Here is a 16,877-nt window from a genome sequence, read left to right as displayed (position 1 = left end):
GATTACAACCGCGTGTTCTGGTCGTGCAGGAGGAGCCACGTGTCGCCGACACGGGTGAAGACGAGGCTGACGAGGTTGCGCGCGTGGTAGTCGCCCTCGTGGTAGTCGGCCTCGTAGACCGAGACCAGGGTGCCCTCGGTCTCCTTTTCCCAAATCCGGCACATTTTCTGTGTCCAGTCAAGCTCGGAGAACCACTCGCGGTGGAACTCCAGGACGGCCTCGCGGCCTTCGAGCGTCTTGCCGTTCGGGAGGACCACGATCACGTCGTCGTGCAGGGTCTCCGCGTAGGCCTCCAGATCACGGCCGGCGATGGCGGCGAGGTGCGCTTCTATCGTTTTCTGGGCAGAAATCATGATCTAAGGTTATAGATCCTTTGCACGTGCAAGGCAATGTCAAGCCGCCTGCAGGCACCTGGGGAGACCTTGCTCACATGAAGCTCTCCGCCAGCGTCACCGTCGTGGTCCCGGCAATGAACGAAGCCGAGAACCTGCCCCACGTCTTCGCAACGCTGCCCTCCTGGATCGACGAGGTCATCCTGGTGGACGGCAACTCGACCGACGACACCGTCGCGGTCGCCCGCAGGCTCCGTCCGGACCTTCACGTCGTCACGCAGACCGGCAGAGGCAAGGGCAACGCCCTCATCGCCGGTTTCGCCGCCGCCAAGGGCGACATCATCGTCATGATCGACGCGGACGGCTCCACCGACGGCCGCGAGATCGGCCTGTTCGTCGAGGCCCTGATCGAGGGCGCCGACTTCGCCAAGGGCTCGCGCTACGCGCCCGGCGGCGGCTCCAGCGACATCAGCGTGCTGCGCTCGTTCGGCAACCGTGTCCTGACCGGCCTGACCAACATGCTCTATGGAACGCGCTACACCGACCTCTGCTACGGCTACAACGCGTTCTGGGCCAGGCACCTCGACGCGATGGCGCTCGACTGCGACGGCTTCGAGATCGAGACGCTGATGAACGTGCGGGCCGCCCAGGCCGGGCTGCTCATCCAGGAAGTGCCGAGCCACGAGCACTGCCGCATCCACGGCGAGAGCAACCTGCACGCCGTACGCGACGGCTGGCGCGTGCTGAAGACGATCCTGCGCGAGCGCAACCGGGGACTGGTCGCCGCTCCGGCGCCTAGTAGCCTCGGATCATGCGCTATATCGTGATCGGCGCCGGCGCCGTTGGCGGCACCATCGGGGCCAAGCTCTTTCAGGGCGGCCATGATGTGCTGCTGATCGCCCGCGGCGCCCACTACGAGTCCCTCCGCGCGAGCGGCATGAAACTGATCTCCCCGTCCGGCGTGGAGACGCTGGACATCCCGGTGGCCGACGGCCCCGTCCCCACCGGCGACGACGACGTGATCGTCCTGGCGACCAAGTCGCAGGACACCGTCGCCGCCCTGGACCCGTGGTCGCGCGACCTGCCGGTCGTGCTGGCCCAGAACGGCGTCTGCAACGAACCCGTCGCCCTGCGAAGGTTCGAGCGCGTCTATGGCATGTGCGTCTGGCTGCCCGCCCTGCACCTGGAGCCGGGCGTGGTCATCTCGTACGGCGCGCCGCACCCCGGCATGCTGCACGTCGGATGTTATCCACAGGGTGTGGACGAGTTGGCGGCCGAGGTGACCGACGATCTCACCCGGAGCGGGTTCGTGGCGCGGGCCGTACCGGATGTGATGCGGTGGAAGCACGGCAAACTGCTCGGCAACCTCGGCAACGCGGCCGAGGCCCTGTGCGAGCCCGGCGGCTTCGGCGACATCCACCAGCAGGCCAGAACCGAGGCGATGGGCCTGCTCGACGCGGCCGGGATCGCCTTCACCACCCAGGACGACGAACGGCGCGTGCGCGGCCACCTCGTGGACCTCGCCCCGATCGACGGCGTCGCCAGAGGCGGCGGCTCGTCCTGGCAGAGCCTGGCCAGAGGCGCGGGCAGCATCGAGGCCGACTACCTCAACGGCGAGATCGTGCTGCTGGCGCGCGAGCTCGGCCGGCCGGCGCCGGTGAACGAGGTGCTGCAGCGCGAGGCCAACCGGGCGGCCCGCGAGAAGCTGCCGCCCGGCTCGATGCCCGTGGCCAAGCTTCGGGCGCTCATCGACGAGCGTTCCGCAGCCGTATCCCGCTGAACTCCAGCGTGCTGGCGGTGACCTCGTTCCAGAACGGCCAGAGGTTGTCCAGCACGCGAAGCTGGATCCCCGCCTCCTCGTGCAGGTCGATGAGGTCGGTGACCGGCTCGGGCGGGCCGAGCGGCAGCACGGGGACCTGGGCCACGACCGCGTGCGGCGGGTCGCCGATGGGCTCGAAGGGGCCGGCGGGCAGGCGGTAGGCGAACAGCCGGACTTCCATGATCGCCTTGAGCCAGCCGTACTCGATCGCGTGCACGCGCTCGCCGGAGCCCGCGCCGATGATCCGCTCGGCGTCGCGCTCGGTCGTGCGCGCGCCCTTCCACGCCATCGCCCTCGGGCAGGCGCGCGGGAACCAGTAGTCGGGGCAGCGTTCCGGGCCGACGGCCCAGACGTACGACTCGCGCTGTACCGAGGTCTTCGCGACATGCGGCACGAACTGCTTGATTGTCGGGTCTTCCGAGAAGTGCAGCACCTGTCCTGGTCCGGGTCTCATGTAACCATCCTGATGGTCTGACCGGCCGAAAGCCGAGCGACACGGCAGAGGTCCCGCATATCGCGGCCCTGTCGGGGCAGTGCGACGGTCGAGGTGAGTTCAGATGATCGTTTTGGGTCTTGTCCTAGTCCTGATCGCCACGGGCGCGATCGTGGTCGCGTCGATGGAACCGAGCGCCACCGCCACCGACGCCTCCTTCACCGTGTTCGGCTACGGCTTCGCGCCGAACCATCTGGAGATGTTCGTCGCGGGCGCCGTCGTCGCGGCGGTGCTGCTGCTGGGCATCGCGATGGTCAACTCCGGCTCCCGCCGCGCGGCCAAGCGCCGCAGGGCGCTGCGGCACAACCGCTCCGAGGCCGTCCGGCTGGAGGAGGAGAAGCGCGAGCTCGAACGCAAACTGGAGCGCGAGCGCCACTCCGAGGACCAGTTGGTCGCCGGAGCACCGGCCCAGCGACGGCCGGAGGATCGCCCGGCATAACCCCATTTATCCGGGTGTTCGGTGTATCGTGCGAGGCGCTCTCATCGTGCACCCGGAGGTCGGATGCCCCCCCAGCGTGGCCGCCCCATTGCGCTCAAGCTCCTCGTCCTGCTCTTCGTCCCGCTCATCTCGCTGGTGGGCCTGTGGGCGTTCGCCGCAGGGCTGACCGGTGGCGACGGACTGCGCCTCCTGGAGATCAACAAACTGGTCACCAACCTGTCCGACCCGGCCGAGCAGGTCGTCGTCCAGCTCCAGCAGGAGCGGCACCTCTCCGTCGAGCACGTCTCGGGAAAGCGGCAGAGCGCGCAGGTGGCCAAGCAGCGGGGGCTGACCGACCGGGCGCTGACCCGCTTCCACCGGCTCGCCGCCGAGCAGCGGGACATCTCCCCCGAGATGGACACCCAGCTGCGCGGCCTCAACACCGCCCTCGAGCAACTGCCCGACATCCGGCGCATCACCTCCGGCGGCGCCCCGCGCGCCCTCGACGTGATCATCGGCTACAACCGGATCGTCGACGCCGTCTACCGTCTGCACGACGCCATGGTCCTGGTCCCCGACACCTCGCTCTACCGGCAGGCGCACGCCGTCACCATGCTCGGCGAGGCCAAGGAACTGCTCGCCCGCGAACGAGCCGTCGTCGTGGTCGTGCTGGCCGCGGGCAAGGTCGGCAAGGCCGAGCGCGAGGCGTTCACCGGGATGGTGGCCACCCGGCGGCTGCTCTACACCCAGGCGCTGGCCCAGCTCGATCCCGGGTTGCGGCTGCCGTACGAGAGCCTGACCCAGGGGCCCGCCTACCGCGAGTTCCTCGAACTCGAGGACCTCCTGCGCGGCCCGGCCACCGTCAACGGCCTGCCCGCGGGCGCGGCCACCTGGCCCACCGACGCCGACAACCTGTGGGCCGCCGTCGAGCGCAACCAGACCTTCGCCGTCCAGGGCATCGTGGCCCGGGTCAACCCGGCGGCCAACGCCATCCTGATCAAGATCGGCATCGCGGGCGGCGTCGGGCTGCTCGCCGTCATCGCCTCCGTCGCGCTGTCCCTGCGTTTCCGCCGCCGTCTCGTCCGCGAGCTCGCCGCCCTCCGCGCCGCCGCCGCCGAGCTGGCAGAGGTACGGCTGCGCGGCCTCGTCCAGCGGTTGAAGGCCACCACGACCCAGGCGCCCGAGCCGGTCCAGGTCATCCCGCTGGAGGTCGCTGCCAACACCTCCGAGGTGCGCGACATCATGCAGGCGTTCAACAGCGTGCAGTCCACCGCGGTGGAGGCCGCCGTCGGCCAGGCCAGGCTCCGCCACGGCGTCAACCAGGTCTTCGTCAACCTCGCCCGGCGCAACCAGTCGCTGCTGCACCGCCAGCTCCTTCAGCTCGACAGCATGGAGCGGGGCGCGGAGGACCCCGAGGCGCTGGCCGACCTGTTCAAGCTCGACCACCTGACCACGCGCATGCGCAGGCACGCGGAAAGCCTCATCATCCTGTCGGGACAGGCGCCGGGACGCGGCTGGCGCAACCCGGTCCCGATCCTCGACGTGCTGCGCGCCGCCGTCGCCGAAGTGGAGGAGTACCAGCGGGTGGAGATCCTCCAGCCGCCCCCGCTCGCGCTGTCCGGCGCCGCGGTCACCGACGTCGCCCACCTCGTCGCCGAACTGGTGGAGAACGCCACGCTGTTCTCGCCGCCGCAGACCCGCGTGGACCTGCGCAGCACGACCACGCCGCACGGGCTGACCATCGAGATCGAGGACCGCGGCCTCGGCCTGCAACGCGCCGAGATCGACGAGCTCAACGCGCGGCTGGAGGAGACGCCCGAGTTCGACCTGGCGCAGAGCGACCGGCTCGGGCTGTTCGTGGTGGCGCGGCTGGCGGCCAGGCATGACATCAGGGTCCGGCTCGGACCCTCACCGTACGGTGGCCTGACCGCCCTCGTCGCGCTGCCCTCCGGACTGCTGCACGAGCACGCGCCGCTGGTCAGCCGGTGAGGCCGCTGACCTGAAGCGTCAGCCCGTGACCTGGAGCAGGGCCGCGTCCTTGGTGCCCGCGGGCTCGGCCAGGCGGCGTACCTCCTTGCCGTTCCGGTCGAGGATGACGATCTTGCCGGCCGTCCTGACCACCATGCTGCCGTCGGGCCGGTAGAACGCGCCGGTCAGCTTGCCCTTCACCGGGATGGCCCGCTTCTTGCCCGAGGCCGTGTCCAGGAGCACCGGCGTGAACGCCGAGGGCCAGGTGCCGTCGCCCGGCGTCTCCGGGTCGGACGGGACCTGCACGACCGCCCTGCTCCCGTCGGGCGACAGGCTCTGCACGTGGGTGATCGACTTGACGCCCTTGACCCTGTCGTCCTTGCCGGTCTCCGTGTCGAGCAGGTAGAGGGCGTCGGCCTCGCCGGTGTACCCGGCCAGGTAGCGGCCGTCGGCCGACCACGCCAGGTGGCAGACGCCCTTGGTCGAGCCGAGCTTGCGCGCGCCGGTGCCGTCGGCCCCGACCGCCATGACCGTCTCGCCCTTGACGTAGGCGACCTGCTTGGAGTCGGCCGACCAGGTCGGCGTCAGGCAGGGCGTGCCGCCCTGGAGCTTCGTCGCGACCGTGGTGAGCGTGCGGCCCGCCCTCACGACCAGCTTGCCGTTGCCGGTGATCCAGGCCGCCTTGCGGCCGTCGGGCGCCGCCGCCATCTGCGGCATCACGCCCGTGCCGGCCAGCGTGCGCCAGCCCTCGCCCTTCTCGTACGCCCGGACCTTGCCGTTCTTGTCGTAGGAGAAGTAGACCAGCTTCTCCTGTGCCGCCGTGGCCGCCTGGGCCGTCACCGGCACGACCAGCGCGGCGCTCAGCACGGCACCCGCCAAGACCTTCATGGAATTCCCCCGCTCAATGGAACTGTCCCCTCCTTGATGTCACAGCTGGACGAAGGGTTCGGGGAAATGTGACGTGGCGAGCAGCGTGTGTCGCGCGCGCACCCGGGCGACCTGCTCCAGACGGGTCTTGGCCGCCAGGTCGGAATCGTCGTCGTAGACGTAGCGGATCGACGGGTCGGCCAGCTGCGCCGGGTGGTGGAGGATGTCCCCGAACACGGTGACGCCTTCGGTCTCGACGATCTGGTGGCCGGCGGTGTGGCCGGGCGTGAGCCGTACCCACAGGCCGGGGGAGATCTGCGTATCGCCGTCGACGACGTGCAATCCGTCGCCGAGAGGGTCGAGGACGGCGGTCCTGATCGTGTCGGAGACGGCCTCGACCTCGGCGCGCTGGACCACGTGGCGGGCGTTGGCGAAGACGGGCGTGCCCCCGGTCACCGAGCCGCCGCAGTGGTCGCTGTGCAGGTGTGTGATGACGACCGCGTCCACGTCCTCGGGCGCGGCGCCGGCTGCGGCCAGTTCGGCGAGCAGGCGGCCGGGCACCGGCGCCCAGGCCGCGGCGGGCGAGTCGGCCGCGCCGACGCCCGTGTCCACGAGCGTGAGCCGGCCGTCCCGCCCGCGCAGCAGGTAGCAGTGGAAGTGCAGGATCCACGGGCCCTCGTCGGCGTGCGCGCCGGGGAAGGTCTCCAGGAACGGCAGGCGGAGAGCCGGGCCCATGGGGCCGACGGCGTCGCACAGTGGTGTGATCTCGACGCCTGCCACGGTCGTCGATGGGTGGGGCATCCGCCCAGATTAGGGCTAAGCGGCCACCGAGTGCCTGGCGACGTAGTCGTTCTCCAGGTCCGCGGCGTAGACGGCGCGGCGGCACGTGGAGCAGCGGTACATGATCGGGCCCTCGTCGAGCTCGGTCTGACACCTCGGGCACTGGGTGCTGGTCATGATGGCGGTCCCCCTAGGACGTTCTCTCACATCTATGAAAGCCTCAGCGGATTGCAGCGGCCCTGCAGCCCGCTTGACACGTTGTACGCCGTTGTGCTTCACACCTGGGGGGCGAACAAGCGAAGACCCCCCGGGAATAGCACCGAAGGGCTAGACGTTCTGGGGATCGGAACGTGTGATACGTTTCGAGCAGCGTCGAGCTCATGGCTCCGCTGCACTCCCCTTTCGGTGGCCCCGCCCGTGTTGAGGGTCCGGCCCACCGTCTATCAACACCTTAGCCGACCTGCGTCGGCATGCCCTCAAGGAGGGTCATCATGTCTGTCCAAACCATTCCCCGGCAGCGGTCACAAGCCCCCGCCCGGCAGGTCACCGGCCTGCTGGACATCCGCGGGAAGACCGCCCACCTCGGCGATCTGCGCATCGCCGCCGACCGGGCTCAGCAGCTCGGGCTGCGACACGGCGACCAGGTCGTGGCCGTCGCGTCCGGCGCCAAGCTGACATCGGTCGAGAGCGTCAACGGCCGCGCCGGCTGGCGCGAGCGTCCGCACTTCGCCGACCTCACCCCCATCTTTCCCACGGAACGGCTCGCCATCGAGACCGACTCCCTGACCACCCGCGTCATCGACCTGTTCGCGCCCATCGGCAAGGGCCAGCGCGGGCTCATCGTGGCGCCGCCCAAGGCCGGCAAGACCATGGTCCTGCAGGCGCTGGCCGCGGCCGTCACCGCCAACCACCCCGAGATCCACCTCATCGTGCTGCTCGTCGGCGAGCGTCCCGAAGAGGTGACCGAGATGCGTACCACGATCGCGGGCGAGGTCTACTCCTCCACCTTCGACCATCCCGACCAGGAACACACCGCGGTCGCCGAACTCGCCATCGAGCGCGCCAAGCGCCTGGTGGAGCAGGGCGAGGACGTGGTCGTGCTGCTCGACTCGCTGACGCGGCTCGGGCGGGCGTACAACAACCTCTCGCCCGGCACCGGGCGCGTGCTGACCGGCGGGCTGGCCGCCGCCGCCCTCTACCCGCCCAAGCGCTTCTTCGGCGCCGCGCGCAACGTGCTCGACGGCGGCTCGCTCACCATCCTCGCCACCGCCCTGGTCGGCACCGGTTCCAGGCTGGACGACAGCCTGTACGAGGAGTTCAAGGGCACCGGCAACAGCGAGATCCACCTGACCAGGGACCTGGCCGAGAAGCGCCTGTTCCCCGCCGTCGACCTCGACGCCTCCGGCACGCGCCGCGAGGAGATCCTGCTCGACGGCCAGGAACGGCGGATCGTGTGGAAGCTGCGCCGCATGCTCACCTCGCTCGACCGGGGCAAGGGCACGGAACTGCTCATCGACAAGCTCCGCGAGACTCCCTCCAACGCGGCCTTCCTCCTGCAGGCCGCCGCCTCCTGAGGTCCACAATGGACGGATGCTCGCCGACGCCGTCCCGTACCTCGTCTGCCCCGTCTGCAGGGGCGCGCTCGAACTGCTGCCGGGCACGGTGCGGTGCGCCTCCGGTCACGCCTTCGACATCGCACGCCAGGGGTACGTGAGCCTGCTGACCGGCTCGAAGCCGCCGGGCACCGCCGACACGCCCCAGATGGTCGCCTCCCGGGAGGCGTTCCTGGGCTCCGGCCACTACGCGCCGCTCGCCGGCGAACTGGCCTCGATCTGCTCCGGCGCCTCGGTCGTCGTGGACGCGGGGGCCGGGACCGGCTACTACCTCGCACGAGCGCTGGACCCCTCCGCCGTCGGGATCGCCTTCGACATCTCCAAGCACGCGGTGAAGCGGGCCGCTCGCGCGCACGAGCGGGCCGGGGCGTTCGTCGGTGACGTGTGGCAGCCGCTGCCGATCGCCGACGGCGTCGCCGACGTGGTGCTCGACGTCTTCGCACCGCGCAACGGGCCGGAGTTCGCCCGCATCCTGCGTGCGGGCGGCCGGCTGGTCGTGGTGACGCCCGCGAGCGGGCACCTGCGGCCGCTGGTCGAGGAGCTCGGGCTGCTCACGGTCGACGAGGACAAGCGTGAGCGGGTGGCGCGCGGTCTGCCGGACTTCACCCTGGCCGGACAGAGCCTGCTCGCTTACGATCTTGAGCTGGGCCCGGACGAGGTCGCGGAAGTCGTCCGCATGGGCCCGAGCGCCTGGCATCTGGAGGATGATGTTCTCCGGGCCAGGATTTCCCGGCTCTTCGCTGAGAAAAACCTGGGGAAAGTGTCAACCCAAGTGGCATTTGAACTGTCTATCTTCGTGACAGGACCACGATCAAGGCCCGTTCCTTGACGGACATATGCGACCCGTGTTACTGATGGGGTATTTAGTCCGAAATTCCCCCACATTCCTCAAGTATTTCCGCGACACAGGCGCAATACTGGACGCCAACCGCGCCCGGGAAGCGCGCGGTGCCAGAGGGAGGGGACGCGCCGGATGAAGGCGGAGGAACGCTGGCAGGCCAGGTTCCGGGCGCCGAGAATGACGTTGCCCACGTGGGCGCGCCAGGCCCCGAACCGCTCGATCTACAGGAGCAACGCCACCGGAACCTGGGAGCTCTACGCCTGGGACCGCACCGCCGGAGTCACCCGCCAGGTCACCGAGCAGCCCAAAGGCACCGCCCACGCCGCCATCGACCCCACCGGCCAGTGGATCTACTGGTTCGCCGACCCCGAGGGCGACGAGCTCGGCGGGTGGATGCGGCAGCCGTTCAACGGCGGGCCGGACGAGCCCGTCGACCCGTCCATCCGCGCGGGCCACCCCGGCGGCATCATGCTCTCGGCCACCGGCGCCGCCGCCATCAGCCTCGCCGGCGAGGGCTCCTTCCGCATCCATCTGGTCCAGCCCGGCGAACCCACCACGCTCCTCTACGAGCACACCGAGGCCGGCTGGGTCGCCGACATCTCCCTCGACGGCTCCCTCATCGCCATCAACCACGGCGAGTACGGCGACTTCCGCCGCCCCGCGCTGCGCGTCGTGCGCCCCGGCGGCGACACCGTCGCCGAGCTCTACGACGGCCCCGACAAGGGCGTGGTCGGCCTCAGATTCGCCCCCATCATGGGCGATCGCCGCCTGCTCACGCTCCACGAGCGCCGCAGCCGCCACGAACCGCTGGTCTGGGACCCGGCCTCCGGCGAACAGCGCGAGATCTGGCTCAAGGACCCGGGCGACCTCAACGCCGAGTGGTACGCCGACGGCCGCGCCCTGCTCATCACCCGCGAGGACCGCGCCCGCAGCTACCTCCACCGCTACGACCTGGGCGGCGGCGGCCTCACCCCGATCGAGACCCCGCACGGCGTGATCGACGAGGCGTCGCCGCGCCCCGGCGGCCACGTGGAGTACTCCTGGTCGAGCGGCTCGCGTCCGCCCGTGGTGCGTTCCAGCAACGGGCAGGTCGTGATGAACCCGGCCGGTCCTCCCGCCCCGCCCAGCGTCCCGGTCGAGGACATCGACGTCGAGGGCCCCGGCGGCCGCATCCACGCGCTCATCTCCCGCCCGGAGAACGGCGCCGCGCCGTACCCGACCGTGTTCCTGCTGCACGGCGGCCCGACCGCGCAGGACCGCGACTCCTACTCGCCCGAGGTCGCCGCGTGGGTGGACTCGGGCTACGCGGTGGTGCGGGTCAACTTCCGCGGCTCCACCGGCTACGGCACCGCCTGGCGCGACGCCCTGCACGCCGACGTCGGGCACATCGAACTGGCCGACGTCGCGGCCGTGCGCGAGTGGGTGGTGGCGCGCGGCGTCGCCGACCCGGAGCGGCTGGTGCTCTCCGGCACCGCGTGGGGCGGCTTCCTGGCGCTGCTCGGCATGGGCGTCCAGCCCGACCACTGGCGGGCCGGCATCGCCGCGGTCCCGATCGCCTGCCACCAGACCTGCTACGAGGACGAGACGGAGAGCCTGCGCGCCTACCAGCGCTCGCTGTTCGGCGGCTCCCCGGACGAGCAGCCGGAACGCTACACGGCCAGTTCGCCCATCACCTACGTCGACCGGGTGAAGGGACCCGTGCTGATTCTCGCGGGCGAGAACGACACACGCTGTCCTTTGCGGCAGATCGAGAAGTACGTGGCGAAACTCGCCGAGCATGGGCGCGAGCATGAGATCTACACCTATGACGCGGTGCGGGGCTCACTCGTGGTGTCGGAGCGCATTGCGCAAATGGCACTCCAGTTGGATTTCGCCCGGAAACATACTCGCCATTAGGTCTGGCATAAAGAGAGTCAGCGCGCACGCAGAACGAGGATGGCCAGGTCGTCGGCGCTGGGCTCGGGAGCGTAGTCCTCGGCCGCGCGGCGGATGCGCTCGGCCACGGCGCGCGCCGACAGTCCCACGCACTCGGCCAGCAGCTTGGCCAGCCCGCCGCCGTCGTCCAGCAGCCGTCCGCCACTGCGACGCTCCGTCACCCCGTCCGTGACCGCCAGCAGCACGTCGCCGTGGTCGAGATGGATGGTGTCGGCCTCGAACTGCACCTCGGAGAAGACGCCGAGCAGCGACTGCGGCGTGGTGACCGCCTCCACGACCCCGCTCGGCTTGAGGCGCAGCGCCTCGGGGTGACCGGCCGACACCAGGCGTACCTCCAGGCCGCTCGGCATCGGCGTGATGTCGCCGTGGAGCAACGTGAGGAAGCGGGCCCGCTCCCCCTCCTCCAGGATGGCCTGGTTGAGGCGGCCCAGGACGGCGGCCACGCCGTAGCCCTCGCGGGCCAGCAGGCGCAGCGTGTGACGGGCCAGGCCGGTCACGGCGGCGGCCTCGGGGCCGGTGCCGCAGACGTCGCCGATGGCGAAGCGCCAGGAGTCCTCGGCCGCGAACAGGTCGTAGAAGTCGCCACCGACCTCGTTGGCCTCGCCCGCGGGCTCGTAGACGACGCCGTAGTCGAGGCCCGGGACCTCGGGCTCGTTGGGCGGCAGGAGGCTGCGCTGCAAAGCCCGGTTGGCGGCGGCCTGCTGGGCGTACAGGCGGGCGTTGTCCATCGCGAGCGCGGCGCGGCGGGCGATGTCGTCGGCGAACTGCACGACCTCGTCGGGGAAACGGTCGGTACGGCCGAGGCACATCATGCCGAGCTGACGGCCACGCGCGGTGAGCGGAACGGCGAGGACCTGCGAGCCGTCGAGATGGACGATGGAGGTGGCGCGCGTGTCGGCCTCGTCGATGCCGATCCCGGCGAGCTCCTCGCGCAGCCCGTCGATGCGGGCCTCGTCGGCGTGCCACAGGTACGCCAGCCGCAGCGGCCCGACCGCGCCGTCGGTGGTGTAGACGCCGCACCAGCTCGACAGCCTGGGCACGACGATCTGGGCGATGATCGCGGGCACCATGTCGGGGTCGAGCGTGCCGGCGAGAAGGTCGCTGGCATCGGCCAGGAAGCCCAGCCAGTGGGGTCCCCTGGAGGTGTCCTCCGACCATTCGGCCGCGACTCTCTCCGACGAACCCGGTAGCGTGAGCCTTGCCCAATGGACACGGGAATCGCCCGCGAAGGTGATCCCCCACTCCTCCACCTCGACCGAAGGACCCTTCGGGTCGGCCTGGGGAGCCGTACGCTGCCGCAGCTCGACCTGCACCGCGTCGCCGAAATGTTTCCAGATCACCTCGAACGGCTCGTCAGCGACCTGAGCTGCCAGCTCACCGGCGATCTGCTCCGCGTCCGGCAGCACGGCGGCGACCGCCCAGGCGGTCATCACCTCGAGAGTGAACCTCCTGGCCGCGGGCACGGCTGACTCACCCGGCGCGAACGTCGCGGCGAGCAGCGCGTGGGGAGATGCAGTCATCCCACCGTGCCTACCACAATTACCGCTGACATGGGGTAAATCCAAGGACAGGACTACGAGCTACTCATCGTGACAGACTTGAATCACTCGCGGCGGCACCCCGGGAGTGAAGGAGGCCCCATGACCACGGCCAAGATCGCGCCGAATCCGGAGGAGAGGACCTACACCGAGGCGGACCTAGTACCGATCTTGGAGACCCTCTTCTCCTGGCGCGACGGCGACTTCCGACGTCGTGTCCCGCATGCTCCCGCGGGCATACTCAGCGAGGTGCGGCTGCTGCTCAACGAGGTGGCCGACCGGCGCGAGCATCTGGCGAACGAGCTGGTGCGCGTCCGCAAGGAAGTGGTCAAGGAGGGCCGGTTCGGGGAACGGCTGACGCCGGGCCCCGGCGTCGGGGCCTGGGCCGAGAGCGTCGAGTCCGTGAACATGCTGATCGACGCGCTGGTGAGCCCGGTCAGCGGCGCCGCCGACGTGATCGACGCCGTCGCCAAGGGTGACCTGTCACGGCGCATCGACCTCGACCGCTCGGCCAGAGGCGAGGTACGCAGGCTGGGCAAGGCCATCAACGGCATGGTCGACCAGCTGGCGCTGTTCAACTCCGAGGTGACCAGGGTGGCCCGCGAGGCGGGCACCGAGGGGCGGCTGGGCGGCAGCGCGAACCTGCGCGGCATGTCGGGAAGCTGGCGCGACCTCACCGAGGCCGTGAACACGATGTCCTCGCGCGTGGCCGCGCAGGTGCGCGACATCGCGGTCGTGACCACCGCGGTGGCCAAGGGCGACCTGAGCCGCAAGGTGACGGTCGACGCGGTCGGCGAGATGTTCGAGCTCAAGAACACCGTGAACACGATGGTCGACCAGCTCTCGGCGTTCGCGGAAGAGGTGACCCGAGTCGCCCGCGAGGTGGGCACCGAGGGTCAGCTGGGCGGCCAGGCGCAGGTGAGCGGCGTGTCCGGGGTCTGGAAGGACCTCACGGACAACGTGAACTTCATGGCCAACAACCTGACCTCCCAGGTCCGCAGCATCGCGACCGTGGCGACGGCGGTGGCGCAGGGCAACCTGTCCAAGAAGATCACCGTCGACGCCGAGGGCGAGATCCTGGAGCTCAAGGAGACCATGAACACCATGGTCGACCAGCTCTCGTCCTTCGCCGACGAGGTGACCCGAGTCGCCCGCGAGGTCGGCACCGAGGGCAAGCTGGGCGGCCGTGCCGAGGTGAAGGGCGTCTCCGGCGTCTGGAAGGACCTCACCGACAACGTCAACTCGATGGCCAACAACCTGACCTACCAGGTACGCAACATCGCCCAGGTCACCACGGCCGTCGCCAACGGCGACCTCACCCGCAAGATCGACGTGGACGCCCAGGGCGAGATCCTGGAGCTGAAGTCGACCATGAACACGATGGTCGACCAGCTCTCGTCCTTCGCCTCCGAGGTCACCCGAGTCGCCCGCGAGGTGGGCACCGAGGGCCAGCTGGGCGGCCAGGCCCAGGTACGCGGCGTGTCCGGGGTCTGGAAGGACCTCACCGAGAACGTGAACTTCATGGCCAACAACCTCACCTCCCAGGTGCGGCAGATCGCGGCCGTCTCCTCAGCGGTGGCCCAGGGCAACCTGTCCAAGAAGATCACCGTCGACGCGCAGGGCGAGATCCTCCAGCTCAAGGACACCCTCAACACGATGGTCGACCAGCTGTCGTCCTTCGCCGACGAGGTGACGCGAGTCGCCCGCGAGGTCGGCACGCAGGGCCAGCTGGGCGGCCAGGCACGGGTGCAGGGCGTGTCCGGTGTGTGGAAGGACCTCACCGACAACGTCAACTTCATGGCCAACAACCTGACCTACCAGGTGCGCAACATCGCCGAGGTCACCACGGCCGTCGCCAACGGCGACCTCACCCGCAAGATCGACGTGGACGCCCAGGGCGAGATCCTCGCACTCAAGACCACCATCAACCGGATGGTCGACCAGCTGTCGTCCTTCGCCTCCGAGGTCACCCGAGTCGCCCGCGAGGTCGGCTCGGAAGGCCGCCTCGGCGGCCAGGCTCGCGTCGAAGGCGTCGAAGGCACCTGGAAGCGGCTGACCGAGTCCGTGAACGAGCTGGCCGGCAACCTCACCACACAGGTACGCGCCATCGCCACCGTGACCAGCGCCGTGGCCCAGGGCGACCTGACCCGCTCCATCGCCGTCGAGGCGCAGGGCGAGCTGGCGGAGCTCAAGGACAACGTCAACTACATGGTGGCCAACCTCCGCGAGACCACCCAGGCCAACCAGGAGCAGGACTGGCTCAAGTCCAACCTGGCCCGCATCTCCCGGCTCATGCAGGGCCACCGCGACCTGTTCGAGGTGGCCAAGCTGATCATGAGCGAGCTGACGCCGCTCGTCTCCGCCCGCTACGGCGCCTTCTACGGCCGCGCCCCCGAGGGCGAGCACGACCTCGTCCTCATCGGCGGCTACGGCGTCCGCCCCGACCGCGGCCCGCGGCAGATGTTCGCCATCGGCGAGGGCATGGTCGGCCAGGCGGCGGCCGAGGGCAGGCACATCATCCTCGACAACGTGCCGGCCGCCTTCATCACCATCGACAGCGGCCTGAGCTCCTCCACGCCGGCGCAGATCGTGGTGCTGCCGATCCTGTTCGAGAGCCGGGTGCTGGGCGTGCTGGAGCTGGCCTCCTTCACGCCGTTCGGCGAGGTCCACCTCGACTTCCTCACCCAGCTCGTCGAGACCATCGGCGTCACGATGAACACCATCATCGCCAACTCCCGCACCGAGGACCTGCTCACCGACTCCCAGCGCCTCACCCGTGAGCTGCAGGAACGCTCGGACGAGCTGCAGCGCCAGCAGGAGGAGCTGCGCCGTTCCAACTCCGAGCTGGAGGACAAGGCCGGGCTGCTGGCCAAGCAGAACCGCGCCATCGAGATCCAGAACTTCCAGATCGAGCAGGCCAGGCGGACGCTGGAGGAGCGGGCCGAGCAGCTCGCGGTCTCCAACCGCTACCGGTCGGAGTTCCTGGCCAACATGTCGCACGAGCTGCGTACCCCGCTCAACAGCCTGCTCGTGCTGGCCAAGCTGCTCACCGAGAACGCCGAGGGCAACCTGACCTCGCAGCAGGTGGAGTTCGCCCGCACGATCCACGGCGCCGGATCGGCCCTGCTGCAGCTGATCAACGACATGCTCGACCTGTCCAAGGTGGAGGCGGGCCGGATGGACATCCACCCGGCCACGCTCTCGACGCCGAAGCTGGTCGACTACGTCGACGCGGCGTTCGCGCCGCTGGCTCAGGACAAGGGCCTGGCCTTCAGCGTCGAGGTCGACGAGGGCGTACCGCAGGAGCTGCACACCGACGAGCAGCGGCTGCAGCAGGTGCTGCGCAACCTGCTGTCCAACGCGGTGAAGTTCACGCCGAAGGGCGAGGTCAAGATGCGCGTGGTACGCGCGCCGTCCGGCATCGAGTACGACGACGCGATCCTGCGCGAGGCCGACGACCTGCTCGCCTTCGAGGTGGTCGACACCGGCATCGGCATCGCGCCGGACAAGCGCGAGGTCATCTTCGAGGCGTTCCGCCAGGCCGACGGCACCACCAGCCGCAAGTACGGCGGCACCGGCCTCGGCCTGTCGATCTGCCGCGAGATCGCCCGCCTGCTCGGCGGCGAGATCCACGTCGACAGCGAACTCGGCAAGGGCAGCACGTTCACCCTCTACCTGCCCGCCTCCTACAACGGCCCGCTCCCGGCCGGCGACGGCGGCACGGCCCGGCGCCAGGTGCTGGCGATGCCGGTGGAGGAGCCCACGGTGACGATGCCCGAACCTCCGCTGCCCATGGACCTCCAGCTGCCCGAGCTGTCGGAGCAGGTCGAGACCAGCAAGTGGAAGGGCGACGACCCGCTGTCCGGCGCCAAGATCCTCATCGTGGACGACGACATCCGCAACGTCTTCGCCCTGACCAGCGTCCTCGAACGCCACGGCTCCGCCGTCGTCTACGCCGAGAACGGCCGCGAGGGCATCGAGCAGCTGGAGCGCAACGAGGATGTGGCTCTCGTCCTGATGGACATCATGATGCCCGAGATGGACGGTTGGGCCACGACCTCGGCCATCCGCCGCATGCCACAGTTCGCCGACCTGCCGATCATCGCGTTGACCGCTAAGGTCATGCGGGGCGATCGTGAGAAGAGCATCGCCTCAGGTGCCTCTGACTACGTGCCCAAGCCAGTCGACGTGGACCGCCTGCTCGAACGGCTGCGCGGTTGGCTCAGCCGTGGGCGGGTGAGCACGACCGACTCAGCAGAAGGATCGTGATCGA

Annotated in this window: 14 protein-coding genes; 8 read left to right on the top strand and 6 right to left on the bottom strand. The window is 69.8% G+C overall.

Annotation, left to right across the window (positions count from 1 at the left end):
- Window positions 1-2: 2 nt before the first annotated feature.
- On the bottom strand, window positions 3-353 hold the full coding sequence (locus ACIBI5_RS16200) for a YybH family protein (RefSeq protein ID WP_397247418.1): 351 nt from the start codon (window positions 351-353) through the stop codon (window positions 3-5).
- Window positions 354-430: 77 nt separating this feature from the next.
- Here ACIBI5_RS16200 and ACIBI5_RS16195 point away from each other — a divergent pair, with 77 nt between their 5' ends.
- Window positions 431-1,159, top strand: a complete 729-nt coding sequence (locus ACIBI5_RS16195; protein ID WP_397247416.1) for a glycosyltransferase family 2 protein — start codon at window positions 431-433, stop codon at window positions 1,157-1,159.
- A complete protein-coding gene (locus tag ACIBI5_RS16190) occupies window positions 1,144-2,112 on the top strand; it encodes a ketopantoate reductase family protein (RefSeq protein ID WP_397247414.1) in 969 nt (322 codons plus the stop codon). The genes ACIBI5_RS16195 and ACIBI5_RS16190 overlap by 16 nt, the downstream gene beginning before the upstream one ends.
- Here the strand turns inward: ACIBI5_RS16190 and ACIBI5_RS16185 are convergent.
- Complete coding sequence (locus ACIBI5_RS16185; RefSeq protein WP_397247412.1) at window positions 2,078-2,605, bottom strand: DUF6886 family protein; 528 nt, start codon at window positions 2,603-2,605, stop codon at window positions 2,078-2,080. The two genes, ACIBI5_RS16190 and ACIBI5_RS16185, sit on opposite strands and share 35 nt — an antisense overlap.
- A 103-nt stretch (window positions 2,606-2,708) precedes the next feature.
- On the opposite strand from ACIBI5_RS16185, the gene ACIBI5_RS16180 reads away from it, so the two are divergent.
- Window positions 2,709-3,083 carry a hypothetical protein gene (locus tag ACIBI5_RS16180; RefSeq protein WP_397247410.1) on the top strand — a complete coding sequence of 125 codons (375 nt, stop codon included), beginning with the start codon at window positions 2,709-2,711 and terminating at the stop codon, window positions 3,081-3,083.
- A 63-nt stretch (window positions 3,084-3,146) separates the two neighbouring features.
- Window positions 3,147-5,051 carry a nitrate- and nitrite sensing domain-containing protein gene (locus ACIBI5_RS16175; RefSeq protein ID WP_397247408.1) on the top strand — a complete coding sequence of 635 codons (1,905 nt, stop codon included), beginning with the start codon at window positions 3,147-3,149 and terminating at the stop codon, window positions 5,049-5,051.
- Between the two features lie 18 nt (window positions 5,052-5,069).
- Here the strand turns inward: ACIBI5_RS16175 and ACIBI5_RS16170 are convergent, their stop codons facing one another.
- Genes ACIBI5_RS16170 through ACIBI5_RS16160 form a run of 3 tightly spaced genes read right to left on the bottom strand, consistent with a single transcriptional unit; the run spans window position 5,070 to window position 6,854 of the window.
- Entirely contained in the window at window positions 5,070-5,918 is an 849-nt protein-coding gene (locus ACIBI5_RS16170) for a TolB family protein (protein ID WP_397247406.1), read from the bottom strand.
- A gap of 39 nt (window positions 5,919-5,957) precedes the next feature.
- Window positions 5,958-6,698, bottom strand: coding sequence for an MBL fold metallo-hydrolase (locus ACIBI5_RS16165; RefSeq protein ID WP_397247404.1), 741 nt, complete (start codon window positions 6,696-6,698; stop codon window positions 5,958-5,960).
- A gap of 15 nt (window positions 6,699-6,713) precedes the next feature.
- Entirely contained in the window at window positions 6,714-6,854 is a 141-nt protein-coding gene (locus ACIBI5_RS16160) for a hypothetical protein (RefSeq protein WP_379611272.1), read from the bottom strand.
- A gap of 314 nt (window positions 6,855-7,168) precedes the next feature.
- Between ACIBI5_RS16160 and rho the strand changes: the two genes are divergently transcribed.
- The 3 genes from rho (at window position 7,169) to ACIBI5_RS16145 (ending at window position 11,027) form a co-directional block, all read left to right on the top strand.
- Window positions 7,169-8,251, top strand: coding sequence for a transcription termination factor Rho (gene rho / locus ACIBI5_RS16155; RefSeq protein ID WP_397247402.1), 1,083 nt, complete (start codon window positions 7,169-7,171; stop codon window positions 8,249-8,251).
- A gap of 16 nt (window positions 8,252-8,267) precedes the next feature.
- Complete coding sequence (locus ACIBI5_RS16150; protein WP_397247400.1) at window positions 8,268-9,119, top strand: putative RNA methyltransferase; 852 nt, start codon at window positions 8,268-8,270, stop codon at window positions 9,117-9,119.
- A gap of 144 nt (window positions 9,120-9,263) precedes the next feature.
- The gene (locus ACIBI5_RS16145; protein ID WP_397247398.1) at window positions 9,264-11,027 is read left to right on the top strand and encodes a prolyl oligopeptidase family serine peptidase; all 1,764 of its coding nucleotides are present in this window, start codon (window positions 9,264-9,266) and stop codon (window positions 11,025-11,027) included.
- Window positions 11,028-11,044: 17 nt separating this feature from the next.
- Here ACIBI5_RS16145 and ACIBI5_RS16140 read toward each other — a convergent pair whose 3' ends face one another.
- Window positions 11,045-12,586 carry a PP2C family protein-serine/threonine phosphatase gene (locus ACIBI5_RS16140; RefSeq protein ID WP_397247396.1) on the bottom strand — a complete coding sequence of 514 codons (1,542 nt, stop codon included), beginning with the start codon at window positions 12,584-12,586 and terminating at the stop codon, window positions 11,045-11,047.
- A gap of 120 nt (window positions 12,587-12,706) precedes the next feature.
- On the opposite strand from ACIBI5_RS16140, the gene ACIBI5_RS16135 reads away from it, so the two are divergent.
- The gene (locus tag ACIBI5_RS16135) at window positions 12,707-16,873 is read left to right on the top strand and encodes a HAMP domain-containing protein (RefSeq protein ID WP_397247394.1); all 4,167 of its coding nucleotides are present in this window, start codon (window positions 12,707-12,709) and stop codon (window positions 16,871-16,873) included.
- Window positions 16,874-16,877 lie beyond the last annotated feature (4 nt).

This window comes from Nonomuraea sp. NPDC050540, from assembly GCF_044457485.1.
Classification (GTDB): domain Bacteria; phylum Actinomycetota; class Actinomycetes; order Streptosporangiales; family Streptosporangiaceae; genus Nonomuraea.
This window is presented reverse-complemented; position numbering and strand designations above follow the sequence as displayed.